This window comes from Luteibacter sp. UNC138MFCol5.1 (genome assembly GCF_900110505.1).
Taxonomy (GTDB): Bacteria; Pseudomonadota; Gammaproteobacteria; order Xanthomonadales; family Rhodanobacteraceae; genus Luteibacter.
Genome location: NZ_FODZ01000003.1, coordinates 187,567 through 204,009, shown reverse-complemented (window position 1 = coordinate 204,009; position 16,443 = coordinate 187,567). Strand labels below are relative to the sequence as shown.

The window sequence follows — 16,443 nt, the reverse complement described above, 5'->3', positions numbered from 1 at the left end:
TCATGAATAAGGCAATCCAGAAAGACCGCGCCGGGTTCCTCGAGCGCCTCGGACAGCTGGCGGGCACCACGGCCTGGCGTGAGCCGGGCAAGGTGGGAGGCGGCACGCCGTACGCGGCACGCGGGATGACAACCGAGAACTCGCTCGCGCTCGCGCTGGCGATGGCCAGGAAGAACGAGCGAGACGTGGGCCCTTGGGTCGCGTACGCGATGGCCACGGGCGTCGAAGATCACGCCGGCGACATCATCACGTGGCTCGCGGACAAGCTCGTCGCCGGCACCCAGCACATCGGCGCGAGGAACAAGGACCGCATGCTGATCATCTCCGCGGTCTGCTACCGCAACGTGATCCGTAACGAGTCGCGGTACGACGCGCCGAAGAAGGGCGCGAAGGATTTCGACCTTCTGGTCAACATCGGGGTCGGTTGGTTGTGGATGACCATGGAGGCGGCGGTCGAGCGCGCGGAACATGCGCTGCGCGGACCGGCGCGAGTGGGATCGCGCGCGCACGCGAAAATGTCGCCACAAGCCGCTTGACGTCAAGGGGGTAAATGCGTAGATTTCGCTACACCTCGGAATCCCACCGAAGAAAAGCCCGGCCAACCGCCGGGCTTTTTTGTTTCCCCTGGTCAGGCCCGCTACATGCACTCGGACGCTCCGGCGTGAGCCGCTGCGGTGCTGCCGTCGTGCGCGCTACTCCCCTGGCGCGCCTCCACTCCATGGACACGGCCGGCCGTGCCTGACCACCTTACACAACGGGCCGCAGCGCATGGCGCGGGCCCATTTCGCACGTGATGCCGATGACCGCCTCGAACTTCCCCGCCAGCCTGAAGCTCACGCTGGCGTACGAGGGCGGCTACTCGAATCACCCGCTCGACCCGGGCGCCGCGACGATGCGCGGCGTGACCCAGGTCGTGTACGACGAGGATCGGCGCGATCGGCGGCTGCCGACACGCGACGTCCGGATGATCACTTCCGCCGAGATCGACGCCATCTACAGGCGCCGCTACTGGGACCTCGTGCACGGCGACGATCTGCCGATCGGCAGCGACTACGCGGTGTTCGACTTCGCAGTGAATTCCGGCGTCCGGACGGCGTCCCGCAAGCTGCAGGAGATCGTGCAGGCAAAGCCGGACGGCGTGATCGGTCCGAAGACAGTCGCGGCTGTGCAGGAGTTCGTCGCGGCCTACGGCGGCGTGATGCTCTCGGATTCGGTCTGCAACGCACGCATGGCTTTCCTCCGGAGCCTCGACACCTTTCCGACGTTCGGTAAGGGTTGGACGGCTCGCGTCATGGGCTTGCTCGCCGGTCGCCAGTTCGACGATACCGGTGTCATCGACCGCGCCGCGGCGATGGCGAAGGGCGGGGCGGTCGTCGCTCCCGCCATGGCGGTCTACACGCCGAAGACCTACAGCGCGGTGGTGGTGTGATGGGCCCGGAGGATCCGAACCAGGGATGGCTGCAGGGCGTGGCCTTCGCCGCGTTCGCGATGCTCGCCGGCGTGCTCGGCCGTGTCGTCCGCGACATGAACGAGAACCACCCCGTGAAATTCTGGCCGACGTGCGTGCAGGGGCTCGCGTCTGGCTTCGTAGGGCTCCTCGTGATGTGGCTATGCCAGATCGCGGGACTCAGCCTGCAGTGGACGGCCGTGACGGTCGGGGTCAGCGGGTGGCTCGGCGCGGAAGCGTCGATACAGGTCATCCAGCGCCTCGTCTGGAAGCAGCTGGGCCTCAACCGGAGTCGAGACAATGACAACCCTCCTGGCTAAGGGCTGGGCCTTCGTGACCTCGAAAGCGCGGCTGTTCTTGGAGTACGGGCTCATCATCGCCGTGGTGGCGCTGGGCAGCTGGTCGGTGGCCACCTGGTGGCAGAACCGGGCGACGGTGCAGGGCCTGACGGAGAACGTCACCGACCTTTCCGGGCGCCTCGGTGGTGTCAGCCACGACCTACAGGCCGCGGTGAACGCCAACAAGGACCAGGACGACGCGATCGCGGAGCTCAAGCGGCTTCGCGCGATCGACAGCAAGGCCCTCAACGAGTTGCAGGGCGAACTGGCGAAGGCCGATACCAAGGGCGAGACGGTTCGCCGGAAGCTCGCCGAGCTGGAGAAGAGCAATGCGGACGCAAAAGCCCTACTGGACACTGCTGTCCCTCCTGCTCTTGCCTGCGTGCTCGACGGCTCCCCGTGCGCCGGACCCGCAGGTGATCAGCCGGACCGTGGTGGAAACCGCCAAGCCAGGTGATGGCCTCCTGAAGCTGTGCGAGGCGCCGGTGTTCAAGCCCACCTTGGTGGTGGGAGATATCCAGGAGAACAAGCTCCGGGCCGAGGTCGCCTACGACAAGTGCGCGGCCCGAATGCGCTGCCTGGTCTGGTGGATCAGGACGGCGGGAAAAGAGGCTGCCCCCGGCGAATGCATGGCTCCAGGAGAAGCGGCGCCTGAGACACAGTCGGGGCCGTCGCGCGGACCTTAGATGGTACGAAGAGGGAACAAGCGCCAACGATCGCGCCAGCGACGAAGGCTAGGACTGCAAGGTATCCGGCTCCGTGCATGAGGCGATCCCTTGTCTTGTTGTCTACCCGGTTCGAGTCATTGCTAAGGAGCTCGTCTTCGTCGATTTCATCATCGAAGAAGCGACGAAGATCAGCGTTGTAGCCGAGGGCTAGGCCAGCGAAAAAGTGATATCGGATGATGGATAGCACGATAACCAGTGTTATACCCACCCCGAAGAACACCAGAGCCCACTTAGCCAGTAACAGCTCCCGTGCTTCGGGCGAAGCACCCATGAAGCTCAGCACTGCGACGGCTCCCCCCGCGTTCACCAAAAAGACCTGCTTGATAACGGCGTCCGTTGCTTCCTTGGTGAGGGCGATCAGCTGAGTCGATCTCGCTTGGCAAAAGTCATGCGTGAACTTGCGGTAGTCATCTGGCATCTCGCTGAACTTCATGTTCCTCTCCGGTCGCATGTCGGCTAGATCGGACGGGACGATAGCAGGCAGTGCACCGTAGAGCATCCGTAAATGGCTGGTGGTTTTGGCATGGCACAAGAAACTAGGAAGATGCCTGACTGGGAGCGCATCGAGTCCGACTACAGGGCGGGGCTCCTCTCGGTCCGAGAGATTGCAGGCGAGCACGGGATCAGCCACACGGCGATCAACAAGCGCGCCAGGACCTACGGATGGGAGCGGGACCTCTCGGCAGCCATCAAGGCCAAGGCCGACGCGCTGGTTTCCAAGCGTGAGGTTTCCAAGGAAGTTTCCACGGAGCGGGTGGCAACCGACCGGGCGATCATCGAGGCCAACGCCGAGGTCATCGCCAACGTCCGTATCCAGCACCGGCAGGACATTGGCCGGGCCCGGGCGCTCGCCATGGGCCTGCTGGCTGAGCTGGAAACTCAAACGGTGGACCGGGCGCTATTCGCCCACGTGGCCGACCTTCTGGCAGGGAAGGGTAGCGACGAGGACTCGTTGGCCCTGCCCGACAAGATGATCGAGGTGTACCGGGCGGTGACCAGCCTGCCGGGCCGCACCAAGACCATGAAGGATCTGGGCGACACGCTGCACAAGCTCATCGGGCTGGAGCGAGACGCCTACAACATAAGCTCCGCCGGCGATGCTCCGGCGGGTGGTGGTCAGGTGGTGGCAGTCGATGCGCAGCAAGTCGCTACCGCTCTCGCCCGGCTCCGATCCGAGTTCTGACGACCCGGTCTTCCGGGAGGTGCTCAAGCAGGAGTGTGAGCGCGACCACCTGATGTTCACCCGGGTGTTCTTCAAGCACCGGCAGGGCATCAAGTTCCGCGTGAACTGGCACCACGTGCTGCTGTCCGACGAGATCGAGAAGGTCATCACCGGCGAGACGCTGAACCTGGTCATCAACGTGCCTCCGGGCTCGTCGAAGACCGAGATGGTGGCGATCAACCTGATGGCGCGCGGCATCGCGCGGAACCATCGGGCGCGCTTCCTGCACATCTCCTACTCGGACGACCTGGCGCTGCTGAACTCGCAGACGGCCAAGGAGCTGGTCCAGTCGGATGAGTTCCAGGCGCTGTGGCCTCTGGCAATCGCCGACGACGCGAAGGCGAAGAAGCGCTGGAACGTGGTGGTCGATGGCAAGAAGGCCGGCGGCGTCTACGCGGTGAGCCTTGGCGGTCAGATCACCGGCTTCCGCGCCGGACATATGGATGACGGCTGGCAGGGCGCCATCGTCATCGACGATCCGCTGAAGCCGGAGGATGCCTACAGCAAGCCGAAGCGCAGCGCGGCCAACCGCCGCCTGCTATCCACGGTGAAGAGCCGAAAGGCGAACCCGCGCACGCCGATCATCGTGATCATGCAGCGCCTGGCCGATCAGGACGTCTCGGGCTTCATCGCCGCTGGCAACCTGCCGGGCGATTGGCGGCACGTGGTCATCCCGGCCCTGATCGACGACGCCTACGTCGCCGACCTGCCGGAGCACATCCGGGAGCTGGTCGACAGCAGCGAGCGCGACGAGAAGGGGCGCTTCAGCTACTGGCCCTACAAGGAGCCGCTGGCCGACCTGCTCGCGATGGAGAAGGGCACAGGCGCGGACCAGGACGGCGCGAAGGTCTCGCGCTTCGTCTTCAATGCGCAGTACCAGCAGCGGCCCACCGCGCTGGGTGGCGACATCATCAAGACGTCCGGGTTCGGGCGCTGGACGGTCCTGCCCCGGATCGTCTCCCGCAAGATCTTCGCCGACACGGCGCAGAAGACGGCGGAGCGGAACGACTTCAGCGTGTTCCTCTGCGTTGGGCTCGGCGACGACGGGAAGCTGTACCTGCTCGACCTGATACGCGGCAAGTGGGAGGCGCCGGAGCTTCGGCGTCGCGCCTTCGACTTCTGGGCCAAGCACAAGCCCTATGACCACAAGGTCGGCGCGCCGCTGCGCGAGATGATGATCGAGGACAAGGCCAGCGGCACCGGCCTCATTCAGGACATCAAGAAGGGCGAGCCGGGCAAGGGTCCGATCCCGGTCGAGGGCATTCAGCGCGCGAAAGACAAGCTGACCCGCGTCATGGACGTGGTGTCCTACATCGACTCGGGGTTCGTGCTGGTGCCCGCTGACGCGGAGTGGGTTAGCGACTTCCTCGCCGAGTGCGAGGCATTCACCGCCGACGACACGCACGAGCACGACGACCAGATCGACCCGCTGGCCGACGCGATCAACGACATGCTGGCAAACGGCAGCAAGAACTGGAGTTGGGTATGAGCCGACGCAACCGCCGTGGCGGACAGAAAGCCGCTGCGGCGCCGTCGGCATCGACGACGGACAAGCGCCGGACTTCAGCTGCGGACAGCCTGCAGAACCTTGTGGCCGGCCTCGGCGACGCGCGCGACAAGGCGAGCTACAGCCGCTACGTCATGGGTCGGGTCATCGACCAGTCCGAGCTGGAGACGCTCTACCGGACGAACTGGCTCGCCGGCAAGGTCGTGGACATCCCGGCGTCTGACATGACGCGGGCGTGGGTTACGCGCAAAACCGCGCTGACCGACGAGCAGATGAAGCCGTTCTACGCCTTGGAGAAGAAGCTCAAGCTGAAGGCGAAGGTCAGGGACGCGCTGGCTTGGGGCAGGCTCTACGGTGGTGCCGCGATCTTCATTCACGTGAAGGGGCAGGATCCGAAGTTGCCTTTGGACCCGGCAACCGTCCAGCAGCGTGCGCAGATATCGCTGCACGTCTTCGATCGCTACCGCGCACCGCGTGGCGCGGGCGCCGTGGTGCAGGATCCTATCAGCGAGATGTTCGGCCAGCCGGATAACTTCCAGATCGCTGGCACTCCGCTGCAGGTCCACCACACCCGCATGATCCAGTTCAGCGGCGCGGAATTGCCGTGGCAGCAGTTTGTCAGCAACGGTTACTGGCACGACTCGGTCCTGCAGCGCCTCTACGACTCGCTGACGCGCTACGACACCGTCACGCAGGGCACGGCCTCGATGTTCTTCGAGGCGGTGGTCGACGTGCTGAAGGTGGCCGGTCTGGGCAACATGCTCGCGACCGACGAGGGCACCGAGCTCGTCAAGAAGCGCTTCGGCCTCGCGGCAGTGATGAAGTCCTTCAACCGCGTGCTGCTGCTCGACGGCGACGACGACCACAGCCAGAAGACGAACAGCTTCTCGGGTGTCAAGGACGTCATCCAGCAATTCATGAGCGACATCGCTGGCGGCGCAGATATCCCGGCAACCCGCTTGTTCGGCAAGTCGCCGGACGGCATGAATGCCTCCGGCGACAGCGACACGCGCAACTACTACGACCGGATCAGCTCCGATCAGGAGGACCAGGTGCGGCCGCCATTGGAACGGCTCGACGAGATCCTGATGCGGGCCAGCATCGGCACGTACCCGGACGATCTCGAACTGACGTTCAACCCGCTCTGGCAGATGTCGGACCCGGAAAAGGCGGCCCTGGAGAAGACGCGCGCGGAGCGCGACGCCGTCTACCTGACGAACGGCGTCGTCACCGAGGGCGTGGTCGCTGCCGAGCTGATGGAAAACGGCACGTACTCGAAGATGACCGCGAAGGATGTGGAGCTGGCCAAGCAGTTGGCCGGCCCGCTGGATGATCCCCATGCTGACCCTGCCGCAACTGCTGAAGTATCGGGGGCGCAGGATCCGCCGTCGCAAGTTGCGGCCGACCCGACCCAATCGGGCGGCGGAGGCGGCTTACCGGGATGACCTCCTCGCGCTCGTCGCGCAGATGCGTACGGCAGTTGACGCGGAGGTGCTCCCAGTGCTCCGCGCGGAGCCCGCGCTAACGCGCGACGCTCCAGCGGATGGTGGCGGAACCTTCGGGATCAGCTTTGCCGAGGCGGTCGAGAGATCGCTCACCGCGGCGTCGCGCCGGTTCGGCGGCATCGACCAGTGGGCCTCGCGCGTAGCCGCTGCGGCGGCTGGCCGGGTGGACAAGCAGACCACCGGGACGATCGTCAGCTCCGTGCGTAGCGCGTTCGGCATCGACATCGGCCCGATGATGGCCATGTCAGACGTGCGCGCCACGATCAACCTGGCGAAGGCGGCGAACGTCCAGCTGATCAAGTCGGTGCAGAGCACGTATTTCGACCGGATCGGCAGCGCGGTGCTGTCGGGTGTAACGCAGGGCAGGCGGGCGTCAGACCTCGCCGACGAGATCCAGCGGATCACCGACGTCACGGAGTCCCGGGCGAAGTTCATCGCCCGGGATCAGACGGCGAAGATGAATAGCGCCATCACCAAGGCGCGGCACGTTGAGCTGGGGCTGACGGAGTACACGTGGCAGACGTCCGGCGATGAGCGCGTGCGCGCTTCTCATGCCGAGCACGACGGCAAGGTTTACCGGTGGGACGACCCGCCGAAGGAAACGGGACACCCCGGCGAAGACTTCAACTGCCGGTGCGTGGCGATTCCCTACGTGAAGATCGAAGACGACGAATGAAGCTGACCCTCGATCTTCTCAGCGCTCGCCGGATGACGGCCGAGGGCTACCTGGTCGTGCCGGCGCGCGTCGCGCGCGTGGGCATTCAGGAGTACCTCGCCGGCGAGATCGGGCTCGAAGGTGACCCGGACCGGCTGGTCCTCGTCTACCGCTCCGAGGCCGAGGTCTTCAACCCCGCCGCCATGGCGTCGTTCGATGGCATGCCCATCACCGACGACCATCCCGGCGAGTCGGTCACGGCTGAGAACTGGGGGCAGTACGCCGTCGGCTTCGTGCGCAACCCGCGCCGCGAGGGCGACTACCTCGTCTGCGACCTCTACATCACGCGCCGGAGCGCGATCGACAAGATCAAGGCGGGCAAGGCCGAGCTCTCCGCTGGCTACAGCGCCGCCTATATCGACGAGCCTGGCGTCACGCCGGACGGGAAGCCGTTCGACGCGCAGCAGGCGGACATCCGCGGCAACCACGTCGCCATCGTGGACGCCGGTCGCTGCGGCCCTGCTTGCCGGGTGTCGGACAGCAAACCACAACCCCGAACGGGAGAACCACCCATGGCAAAGCGCCGCATTACCGTGGACGGCATCAACCTCGAGCTCGAAGAGACCGAGGCCAGCGCCGTCGAAAGCATCGCCAGCAAGCTTCAGGCCGCCAACGCGCAGGTGGGCCAGCTGGAGTCCGACCTCGAGACGGCCACCGCGCCGACGGATGTCGACGGCACGCAGATGACCCCGCAGCAGATGGCGGCGGAGATCACGAAGCTTCGTGCCGAACTGGCCAAGGCCAACGCGACCGACGAAGACCCGGCCATGCGCGACGCCGCGATCGCGGCCGCTGCCAAGGTGATCGGCGACGCCAAGCGCCTGCTGCCCGCGGTCGTCACCGATGGGAAGCCCCTGGCGGCGATCCGCCGTGAGGTGGTCGTCGGCGCCTACGGCACGCAGAAGCCGATGCTCGACGCACTGCTCGGCGGCAAGGCGCCGGCCGACGCCGACCAGGCGCATATCGACACCGCGTTCAACGTGCTCGCGGCAGCCGCTCCGGCCTCGGCGGCGCACACGGACGACGCCGGTGACGCCGTCGCCCGGGCTCTCGCCAGCCAGCAGCACGCCACCGCCGATGCGGAAGACCCGCGCGCGGCGTATGCCAACCGCCTGACCACCGCCTACAAGGGCAAGTAAGGAGCAACCACCATGGCTCGTCCCGATCTCAACACCTACGGCGGTCGCCTCCTCGACGAGGGCTACGCCGGTCAGGTCCTCGACCTCAACACGCACAGCATCTTCAACTACCGGAACGAAGGCGCCGCAGGCATCGACTTCGGCCTGTTCGTCGCTCGCGGTGCCGCTGCCGATACCTGCAAGCTGCCCGGCTCCGCTGCCGACAAGATCGTTGGCGTCAGCGTCCGTCATTCGGTGGGCGTCGCCGACATCTCGGGCAACGTGCTCTATCTCCAGAACGCCATGGTTCCGGCGCTGGAGATCGGCCGCATCCGCGTGGTCTGCGAGAACGGCTGCAACCCGGGCGATCCGGTGTTCGTCCGCTACGCGGGCACCGGCACGCTCGGCGCGGCCCGATCGGTCACCGTCGCCAACGAAACCGTCGCCTTCACCAACGCGGAGTGGGTCAGCACGACCGCCGCCGGTGGCCTCGGCGTCATCCGCATCCTGAAGTAAGGAAAACCTGCCCATGAACCACCTCGAACTCCGCCGCCGGCAGGTGACCGATGCGGTCGCGCGTGCTCTCGCTGGCTCGCCTGGCCTGACCAATGACGCGCCGGAGGCCATGGCCTTCGTCGTTTCGCAGCTCGCGCACGTCGAGTCCACCGTCTACAAGCGGGAACACCAGCCGCTCCAGTACGAAGAGCTCGTGCCGATCGACACGTCGGCCGGCGACTACGCGACCTCCGTGGTCTACGAGATGTACGACTACGCCGGCCGCGGCAAGCGCCATAGCGGCCGTGGCAAGGACATCCCGAAGGTCGACGTCGCCTACGCGCAGAAGACCGTTCCGGTCGTGCTGGGTGTCATCGGCTACGACTACTCGACCGAAGAGCTGCGGCAGTCGGCGTTCCTCCGCAAGCCGCTCGACACCGCTCGCGCCGAAGCCGCGATGGACGCCTACGAGCGACACATCAACGACGTGGCGCTGTTCGGCGAGAATGAGCTGACGGGTCTCTTCAACAACCCGTACGTCCCCGTCGTGGCGCCGAGCGTGACCGGATGGATCGGCAAGGATCCGGATGTGGTCAACGCCGCGTTCAGTGCTCTCATCACGCAGGTCTGGACGAACAGCAAGTACGTCGAGATGCCCACCACGGTCCTCCTGCCGGGCACGGTGATGGCGTGGATGGTGTCGACCCGCGTGCCGAACACCACGATGAACCTGCTCCAGTACATCAAGGCCAACAACATCGCGAAGTCCGAGAAGAACATCGATCTCGACATCCGCACCGGCTACGACCTGGACACGGCAGGCGCCGGTGGTACGAAGCGCGCGATGGTCTACACGAAGAACCCGAGCAAGCTGAAGATGCACCTGCCGATGCCGATCAAGTTCCTCCCGCCGCAGGCGAACGGCCTGCTGTTCGAGGTGCCCGGCGAGTACAAGTACAGCGGCGTCGAGTTCATCTACCCGAAGTCCGCGCTCTACGCCGACGGCCTGTAAACCCACCACAACGATGCGACGAAAGGCGGCTCCGGCCGCCTTCGTCGTCTCTGGAGCATCGAAATGGCAACTGTGACCCTGCGTAACAACCGCCTCGGCGATCTGATCGTCGGCGACGTGATCATCCCGCGAGACGGAGGCACCGCCGAGATCGACGTCGAAGCGCTGAAGGAAGCCAAGAAGAACCCGGCGGTCAAGGAGTGGTTCAAGTACGGCTGGCTCGTCTCCTCGAAGGAAGACAAGCCCGAAACCGGTGGCGGCGCTTCGGGTGCTGGCGCCGGTAGCAGCTCCGGCAGCTCGGGCAGCCACTCGAATTCCGGGGCCGGCTCGAACGGCGGGTCCGGTAGCGGCTCGAGCACCTGACCATGGCGACGCTGACGGTGGAGGCGTTCCGGGCCCGATACCCCGAGTTCGCCCCGCCGGCGGCGTCGGATACCCAGGTGCAGACTGCGATCGATGACGCCGTCCCATGGCTATCGGTCACGCGCTGGGGCGCGTTCTACACGCAAGGCCTGGCCGCGCTGGCGGCGCACTTCCTGAAGGGCTCGGTTGCGTCGGGCCGCGGTCAGTCGGGCGCGGCCGGCGCGGTCACCTCGAAAAGGGCGGGCGACATCCAGCTGACGTATGCGACGCCGGCGGCTGGCGACGCCGCTGACGTATGGCTGGCATCCAGCGCTTACGGCCAGCGTTTCCTCGCGCTGCGCCGGCTCGCTGGCATGGGCGCGGTGGTCGCGCCATGAAGCCGGTCACGATCCTTCGGGACATCGACCCGAAGAAGTTCGAGGCGCTTACGCGTCGCTTCGCGGAGCTGGCCGGGCACTCGGTGATGGTCGGGATTCCGGAGGCCGAGAATGGCCGCACGGACGAGGGAGAGATCGGCTCCGCCGGGATCCTCGCCGTCCACGAGTTCGGCGCGCCGGAGATGGGTATCCCTGAGCGGTCAGTCGTGCGGCGGTCGATCCGCGAGAACGTCGGCAAGTACCGGAAGCTCAACCTGCAGAACCTGCGGAAGGTCGTCCGGGGCGAGATGTCAGTCGCGCAAGCGCTCGGCATCCTCGGCGCGGTCGCGGCTGGCGATGTGCAGCTCACCATCCGCAACGCCGACCTCGCGCCGCTGAAGCCGGAGACGATCCGGCGGAAGGGATCGAGCAAACCGCTGATCGATACCGGTCAGGTGATCCAGTCCATCACGTTCGAGGTTCGCGATGCTTGATGTAAGCGAGATCTTCGCGGACCCGGAGTTCGCTCAGGCCGTCTCCGTACAGCGAGGGCAGGGCGCCTACCTTGCGGACGGCACGTGGTCGCAGGGATATCTGGCGGGAACGCTCACCGCGATCGTGCATCCCGTGAAGCCGGACGACCTCCAGCTCCTCCCGGAGGGTGAGCGGCATCTGCCCTGCAAGAAGGTCATGAGCCAGGACCCGGTCGCGATCGGCGACCTCATCGAGTACCAGGGCCACACCTGGCGGCTCTCGCAGTTATCCGACTGGTCCGAATATGGCTACTACAACGGTATCGCGGTTCGACATGAAGGAACTGCGCAACCTGGTGCGCCGTCTTTTGGCGTTACCTGACGGCGTTGTCCGTCCGGCGAATCAGCCAGCGCCGACGGGCCGCGAGCCCTTCGTCACGGTGAATCGAACTCGAACCACTGCGGCCGGCGCCGAGACGCGCGCCTTCGACGGCGGCATCGAGAAGGAGTTCATCCACAGCTCCTACCTTTCCACCGTGAGCATCAACGCCTTCGGCACTGAGGCGTACGAGCTTCTCCTCAAGCTTCGCTCCGTGCTGGCTTCGTCGGCCGGTATCGCCGGCATGAAGGCGCTGGGTGCCGGCGTTGTCGTCGCCGGCGAGGTCATCGACCTGAGCGCGATCGTCGGCGCTGGCTACGAGGAGCGAGCGCGCGTCGAACTGCAGATTTCCCACACGCACACCGTGGTCACCGACCAGCCCCGTATCGACGAGGTCGAGGTCGACACCACCACCAACACCGGGCTCACCCGCTCGGTGGACATCATCCCCATGGAGAGCACGTAATGTCGCTGCCCCTTTCCAAGATCGTCAACGTGCAGTTGAACGTCCCGCCCGTGTCTGCGGCGCGGCGTGACTTCGGACTGCTCGCGCTCTTCACGCCCGACATCAGTAGCCCGTTCGCCGGCGCCACCGGCCGATATGTCTACGCTGCCTCGCAGGCCGAGGTCGAGAGCCTGTTCGGCACGAACTCACAGACCGCGGCGGCGGCTCGCCGGTTCTGGGCGCAGACGCCGAAGCCGAAACAGATGCTCATCGCGCGGTGGAACAAGGCCGAGCGCAACATCGCTGCCACGGCATCGGTCCTGCGCGGCGGCATCGTCACCGCGACGCTCGCTGCCTTCAAGGCGATCACGGACGGCCGGTTCCGCATCACCGTCGGCGCCAACACGGTGAACGCGAGCGCCATCGACTTCTCCGGTGCTGCTGACATGGCCGCCGTCGCCGCGCTGATCTCGGCCAAGGTCGCCGGCACCACGATCACGTGGGATGCCGTCGGTAAGCGCTTCGTGGTCACCGCGACCGCGGCGGGAACCGCCAGCAACATCGGTTTCGCCACCGACCAGGGTGGCGCCGGCACGTACATCGGCTCCACGGCCATGCTGCAGGACGGGCAGGCGTCGGCGACGCCGGGAAGTGCCGCCGTCACGATCGCCGCAGAAACCCTGCCGGCGGCCTTTGCCGCCCTGCAGGACGTTGTGCCGGGCTGGTACGCGGCCGCTGTCGCGGATCCGGGCCTGACCGACGACGAGATCGAAGCGGCCTCGGACTGGATTCAGGCCGCGGCTGGGAAGGTGATCGGTTTCACCATCACCAACGCGGACCAGATCGAGGATGTTCCGGCGAACGTCTATCGGCAGCTCTTCGACAAGCGCAACGACCGTACGGTAGCGATCTACGACAAGACGGATTCCTACGGGATCCTCTCGTACCTCGCCCGCGCGCTGTCGGTGAATTTCGCGGCGAACAACTCGACGATCACGATGAAGTTCAAGCAGCTGCCCGGTGTGGCAGCCGACGAGCTCACGTCGACCGAGGCGGCGAAGTGCACGGCGCTCGGCATCAACTACTACGCCTATTTCGACGAGTCGCCGATGGTGGCCGAGGGAACGGTCATCGGCGGCCGCTTCTTCGACGAGGTGCACATCCTCGACTGGTTCGTGGACGCGGCACAGAAGGAGGTCTTCTCGGCGCTCTATGCGAGTCCCACGAAGGTGCCCCTGACCGATGCAGGCAACCACGTGCTGATCGCTCGTGTCCAGAAGGTCTGCCGGGAAGGCGTCAAGAACGGTGCGTTCGCACCCGGCGTCTGGAACGGCGACGGCTTCGGCGCGCTCGCCACCGGTGATCGCCTGGAAGACGGCTTCTACGTATGGGCGAACACCGTCGACAACCTCTCCACGTCGGACCGCGAGGCCCGCCGCACGACCCCGATTCAGGTCGCCCTGAAACTTGCCAGCGCCATCCACTCGGTGGACGTGCTGGTGAACTTCGACCGCTAAGGAGCACCGCATGTCTCGTTTCGACCCCAAGCAGGTCTCGGTGCTGATCAATGGCGTGCTGATCGACGACTGGGCCGACGGCTCCGACGTGATCGACGTCAAGAACGCCACCGACGCCGGCGCCCTCACGGTGGGCGCCAACGGAACCGGCGTGTTCGTCGCCAACCCCGACAAGTCGGGCACGGCCGCGCTGAAGATCAAGCAGCACTCCGCCAACAACAAGTACCTCGCCGGCCTCATGGCGCAGCAGCGTAACTCGCTGAAGGCCTTCACGCCGCTCACGCTGGAAATCCGCGACCTGCTCAACGAAGACGTCGTGACAGGCGCGGAAGGCTACTTCACGACCCCGCCTGGCTACACCCGAGGCAACGGCCACAACCCGGAAGTCTGGACGATGGTTTTCGTCCAGCTGGACATCAAGCTCGAGAGGGGGCTCGGTAACTGATGGATCGCGAACTGAAGTTCAGCATCGACGGCGTGCAGTACGTGATGACGCCGGCCAACGCGATGGCGTCGTGGAAGGCCCTGAAGGGCGCGGCCTCGCTGTTCAAGGGCGTGGATATCGAGGAGGTGAAGAGCGGCGGTAAGGAAGGCCGAACCTCCATCGCGATCGGCACGCTCCTCTCGAACCTTGGCGAGCCGGCCGTCGCCGACATCGAGGCGATCGTGTTCTCCAGCACCGCCGTGCAGGTGACCGGTCAGCCGCCATTCCGCCTGTCCGACAGCCTCGACGCCCATTTCAACCAGCACCGTGCGCACCTCCTCAAGGTGCTGGTGGAGGGGGTGAAGTACCAGTACGCCGATTTTTTCGGTGGCGCCATGGCGGCGCTCAAGGCTCTTTCGCCGGCGCAGGCCTGACGACCGAGCACGACACCGACTGGTTCATCTGGGCGCCCGTGATGCGGCGCCACTGTACGCCGCACGAGCTGCGGACCGTCTACAGCCTTTCCGACCTCTGCGACTTCCACACGGCGATGGCCGAGTGGGACGAGATGCAGCGCGTAGCGAGCGAGAAGCCCCATGATCATCGATGAGTTTCTCGTTCGGCTGGGTGCGCTGGTCGACGACTCCGGCATCGCGAAGTTCGCCGGTGGTCTGGCCGGTCTCGGCGGCGTCGCTGCCGCGGCGAGCGCGGCGATCGGCGGCGCGCTGGCGAAGATCAACGACTTCGTCGGCGACGCTCTGGGTGGACTCGACGACCTCAACGACCTGGCCGACAGGACCGGGCAGAGCCTGGAGTTCGTGCAGGAGTTCGGCTACGCCGCGCAGCTGAACGGCTCCTCGGTAGAAAAGGCCAACGCCTCGATCGAGGGCCTTTCGCAGGTGATCGGTGAGGCGGCAAACGGCCTTGGCCGCGGCGCCATGACCTTCGAAAAGCTCGGCATGTCGGCCCGCAACGCCGATGGATCGGTCAAGACCGTGCGCCAGGTGATCGGCGAGGTGCAGGACAAGATCAAGGCCTTGTCCGCGCAGCAGCAGCTGTCGATCCTCTCGAAGCTGGGCATCGACCAGTCGATGATCCAGACGCTGCGCCTCGGGCGCGACGAGTTGGCGAAGTTCTATCAGGAAGCGCACGACCTCGGCCTGATAACGGCCGAGGGTGCCGACGCCGCCGGCGATTACAACGACGCCATGGACCGGCTGCGGATGGTGCAGAGCGCGCTGCGCACGAACATCGCCGTCGGCCTGGCGCCGACCTTTATCCACCTGATCGACACCCTGAAGGCGTTCCTGATCACCAACAAGGACGTGATCAGGGATGGCGTCAGCCGACTGGTTGCGATCCTCGTGTCGGCAGGGACGGCGCTCTGGAACTTCTTCCGGGCAATCGACCGGGTGATCTCGAAAACGGTGGGATGGAAGGCCGCTCTGACCGCGCTGGCGGTCACGCTGGGCCTTATCTTCGCCACCAACCCCGTGGTGCTGTTCGCAGCGGCGCTGGCCGGGATCGTGGCGCTCGTCGACGACTTCATGACGTACATGGACGGCGGCGAGTCCCAGTTCGGGCCGTTCTGGCAGAAACTGATCGCCTTCGCCCGCGAGGCAAAGGACCTCATCGACGGCAACGCGGGCGCCTTCAAGGCCTTGGGCGTCGTCCTCGCGGGTCTCGCGCTGGGCAAGGTGGTGGCCGGCTACCAGGCGATCATCATCGTCGTGGCGAAGCTCATCGGCGTGCTTACTGGACCCCTGATCGCCGCCATCCGCACGGCTGCACTCGTGTTCCGCGCCGCCTTCGCGTCGAACCCGATCGGCCTGATCATCTCGCTGGTGGCGCTGCTCGCCTACGTCATCTACGAGAACTTCGACAAGATCAAGGAGTGGATCGGCGCGGCGTGGGACTGGATATCAGAGCGCACACAGGCGGCGTTCGACGCCATGCTCGCGGTGTTCGCGCCCACCATCGACTACTTCAAAACGCTCTTCGGTGTCGTCGCAGACGTCCTGACCGGGAACTTCTCGGGCGCCTTCGAGAAGATCGAGGCGTTCTGGCAGCGCACGGTTGGCCGGATCATGGCTGGCGTCGAGCGCGTGAAGGGCTTCTTCCGGTCGATCGGCAAGACGCTCGGCGTGGTGAATGAGGATGTCGCTGGCGTCACCCAGGCGGTCAACGACAAGGTCGCCGGCGCGTCCACGGTGGCGACTCAAGCCGCGGCGAACGGCGCCGTGCCAGTGGGCGGAAACACGACAGTGACCGTCCAGCAGGACGTCAAGATGGACGTTCGCACGGACGACCCCACGCTCGCCGGCAACACAGCGGCGAACAACCTCAAGCGCGAGGCGCAGTTCGCCTCCAGAAACGCACGCGGCGCGGTGGCATACTGA

21 protein-coding genes are annotated in these 16,443 nt (G+C 65.8%); 20 read left to right on the top strand and 1 reads right to left on the bottom strand.

What is annotated here, in order from left to right; genetic code table 11:
- Positions 1 to 2 precede the first annotated feature (2 nt).
- The 4 genes from BMY69_RS09275 to BMY69_RS09260 all read left to right on the top strand — a co-directional run bounded on the left by BMY69_RS09275 (position 3) and on the right by BMY69_RS09260 (position 2,242).
- Positions 3 to 536 (top strand): hypothetical protein, encoded by a 534-nt coding sequence (locus BMY69_RS09275; RefSeq protein WP_090177420.1) that lies wholly within the window; start codon positions 3 to 5, stop codon positions 534 to 536.
- Between the two features lie 263 nt (positions 537 to 799).
- Positions 800 to 1,429 (top strand): glycoside hydrolase family 108 protein, encoded by a 630-nt coding sequence (locus tag BMY69_RS09270; protein WP_177191130.1) that lies wholly within the window; start codon positions 800 to 802, stop codon positions 1,427 to 1,429.
- Positions 1,429 to 1,767 carry a phage holin family protein gene (locus BMY69_RS09265; protein WP_090177415.1) on the top strand — a complete coding sequence of 113 codons (339 nt, stop codon included), beginning with the start codon at positions 1,429 to 1,431 and terminating at the stop codon, positions 1,765 to 1,767. Before BMY69_RS09270 ends, BMY69_RS09265 begins: the two co-directional genes overlap by 1 nt.
- The gene (locus BMY69_RS09260) at positions 1,748 to 2,242 is read left to right on the top strand and encodes a hypothetical protein (protein WP_090177412.1); all 495 of its coding nucleotides are present in this window, start codon (positions 1,748 to 1,750) and stop codon (positions 2,240 to 2,242) included. The genes BMY69_RS09265 and BMY69_RS09260 overlap by 20 nt, the downstream gene beginning before the upstream one ends.
- Positions 2,243 to 2,376: 134 nt before the next feature.
- On the opposite strand, the gene BMY69_RS09255 is transcribed toward BMY69_RS09260, so the two are convergent.
- Entirely contained in the window at positions 2,377 to 2,946 is a 570-nt protein-coding gene (locus BMY69_RS09255) for a hypothetical protein (protein WP_090177410.1), read from the bottom strand.
- A 90-nt stretch (positions 2,947 to 3,036) separates the two neighbouring features.
- Here BMY69_RS09255 and BMY69_RS09250 point away from each other — a divergent pair, with 90 nt between their 5' ends.
- The 16 genes from BMY69_RS09250 to BMY69_RS09175 all read left to right on the top strand — a co-directional run bounded on the left by BMY69_RS09250 (position 3,037) and on the right by BMY69_RS09175 (position 16,443).
- Positions 3,037 to 3,696: a hypothetical protein gene (locus tag BMY69_RS09250; RefSeq protein ID WP_255364512.1), complete on the top strand. Its 660-nt coding sequence runs from the start codon at positions 3,037 to 3,039 to the stop codon at positions 3,694 to 3,696.
- Positions 3,647 to 5,224: a phage terminase large subunit gene (terL, locus tag BMY69_RS09245; RefSeq protein WP_090177404.1), complete on the top strand. Its 1,578-nt coding sequence runs from the start codon at positions 3,647 to 3,649 to the stop codon at positions 5,222 to 5,224. The genes BMY69_RS09250 and terL overlap by 50 nt, the downstream gene beginning before the upstream one ends.
- Complete coding sequence (locus BMY69_RS09240; RefSeq protein ID WP_090177402.1) at positions 5,221 to 6,687, top strand: anti-CBASS protein Acb1 family protein; 1,467 nt, start codon at positions 5,221 to 5,223, stop codon at positions 6,685 to 6,687. The genes terL and BMY69_RS09240 overlap by 4 nt, the downstream gene beginning before the upstream one ends.
- On the top strand, positions 6,581 to 7,423 hold the full coding sequence (locus tag BMY69_RS09235; RefSeq protein WP_090177399.1) for a phage head morphogenesis protein: 843 nt from the start codon (positions 6,581 to 6,583) through the stop codon (positions 7,421 to 7,423). The genes BMY69_RS09240 and BMY69_RS09235 overlap by 107 nt, the downstream gene beginning before the upstream one ends.
- Positions 7,420 to 8,601 carry a DUF2213 domain-containing protein gene (locus BMY69_RS09230; protein WP_090177397.1) on the top strand — a complete coding sequence of 394 codons (1,182 nt, stop codon included), beginning with the start codon at positions 7,420 to 7,422 and terminating at the stop codon, positions 8,599 to 8,601. The genes BMY69_RS09235 and BMY69_RS09230 overlap by 4 nt, the downstream gene beginning before the upstream one ends.
- A 12-nt stretch (positions 8,602 to 8,613) precedes the next feature.
- Positions 8,614 to 9,096 carry a structural cement protein Gp24 gene (locus tag BMY69_RS09225; RefSeq protein ID WP_090177394.1) on the top strand — a complete coding sequence of 161 codons (483 nt, stop codon included), beginning with the start codon at positions 8,614 to 8,616 and terminating at the stop codon, positions 9,094 to 9,096.
- Positions 9,097 to 9,109: 13 nt separating this feature from the next.
- A complete protein-coding gene (locus tag BMY69_RS09220; protein WP_090177391.1) occupies positions 9,110 to 10,087 on the top strand; it encodes a DUF2184 domain-containing protein in 978 nt (325 codons plus the stop codon).
- A 63-nt stretch (positions 10,088 to 10,150) separates the two neighbouring features.
- Positions 10,151 to 10,450 (top strand): hypothetical protein, encoded by a 300-nt coding sequence (locus BMY69_RS09215; RefSeq protein WP_143070440.1) that lies wholly within the window; start codon positions 10,151 to 10,153, stop codon positions 10,448 to 10,450.
- Between the two features lie 2 nt (positions 10,451 to 10,452).
- Entirely contained in the window at positions 10,453 to 10,827 is a 375-nt protein-coding gene (locus tag BMY69_RS09210; RefSeq protein WP_090177386.1) for a DUF4054 domain-containing protein, read from the top strand.
- On the top strand, positions 10,824 to 11,300 hold the full coding sequence (locus BMY69_RS09205) for a hypothetical protein (protein WP_090177382.1): 477 nt from the start codon (positions 10,824 to 10,826) through the stop codon (positions 11,298 to 11,300). Before BMY69_RS09210 ends, BMY69_RS09205 begins: the two co-directional genes overlap by 4 nt.
- Entirely contained in the window at positions 11,293 to 11,661 is a 369-nt protein-coding gene (locus BMY69_RS09200; RefSeq protein WP_090177380.1) for a hypothetical protein, read from the top strand. Before BMY69_RS09205 ends, BMY69_RS09200 begins: the two co-directional genes overlap by 8 nt.
- On the top strand, positions 11,615 to 12,124 hold the full coding sequence (locus tag BMY69_RS09195; protein ID WP_143070439.1) for a phage neck terminator protein: 510 nt from the start codon (positions 11,615 to 11,617) through the stop codon (positions 12,122 to 12,124). Before BMY69_RS09200 ends, BMY69_RS09195 begins: the two co-directional genes overlap by 47 nt.
- On the top strand, positions 12,124 to 13,620 hold the full coding sequence (locus tag BMY69_RS09190) for a DUF3383 domain-containing protein (protein WP_090177376.1): 1,497 nt from the start codon (positions 12,124 to 12,126) through the stop codon (positions 13,618 to 13,620). Before BMY69_RS09195 ends, BMY69_RS09190 begins: the two co-directional genes overlap by 1 nt.
- A 10-nt stretch (positions 13,621 to 13,630) precedes the next feature.
- Complete coding sequence (locus BMY69_RS09185) at positions 13,631 to 14,065, top strand: phage structural protein (RefSeq protein WP_090177374.1); 435 nt, start codon at positions 13,631 to 13,633, stop codon at positions 14,063 to 14,065.
- Complete coding sequence (locus BMY69_RS09180; RefSeq protein WP_090177371.1) at positions 14,065 to 14,478, top strand: phage tail assembly chaperone; 414 nt, start codon at positions 14,065 to 14,067, stop codon at positions 14,476 to 14,478. The genes BMY69_RS09185 and BMY69_RS09180 overlap by 1 nt, the downstream gene beginning before the upstream one ends.
- A 162-nt stretch (positions 14,479 to 14,640) precedes the next feature.
- Positions 14,641 to 16,443, top strand: coding sequence for a phage tail tape measure protein (locus BMY69_RS09175; RefSeq protein ID WP_090177369.1), 1,803 nt, complete (start codon positions 14,641 to 14,643; stop codon positions 16,441 to 16,443).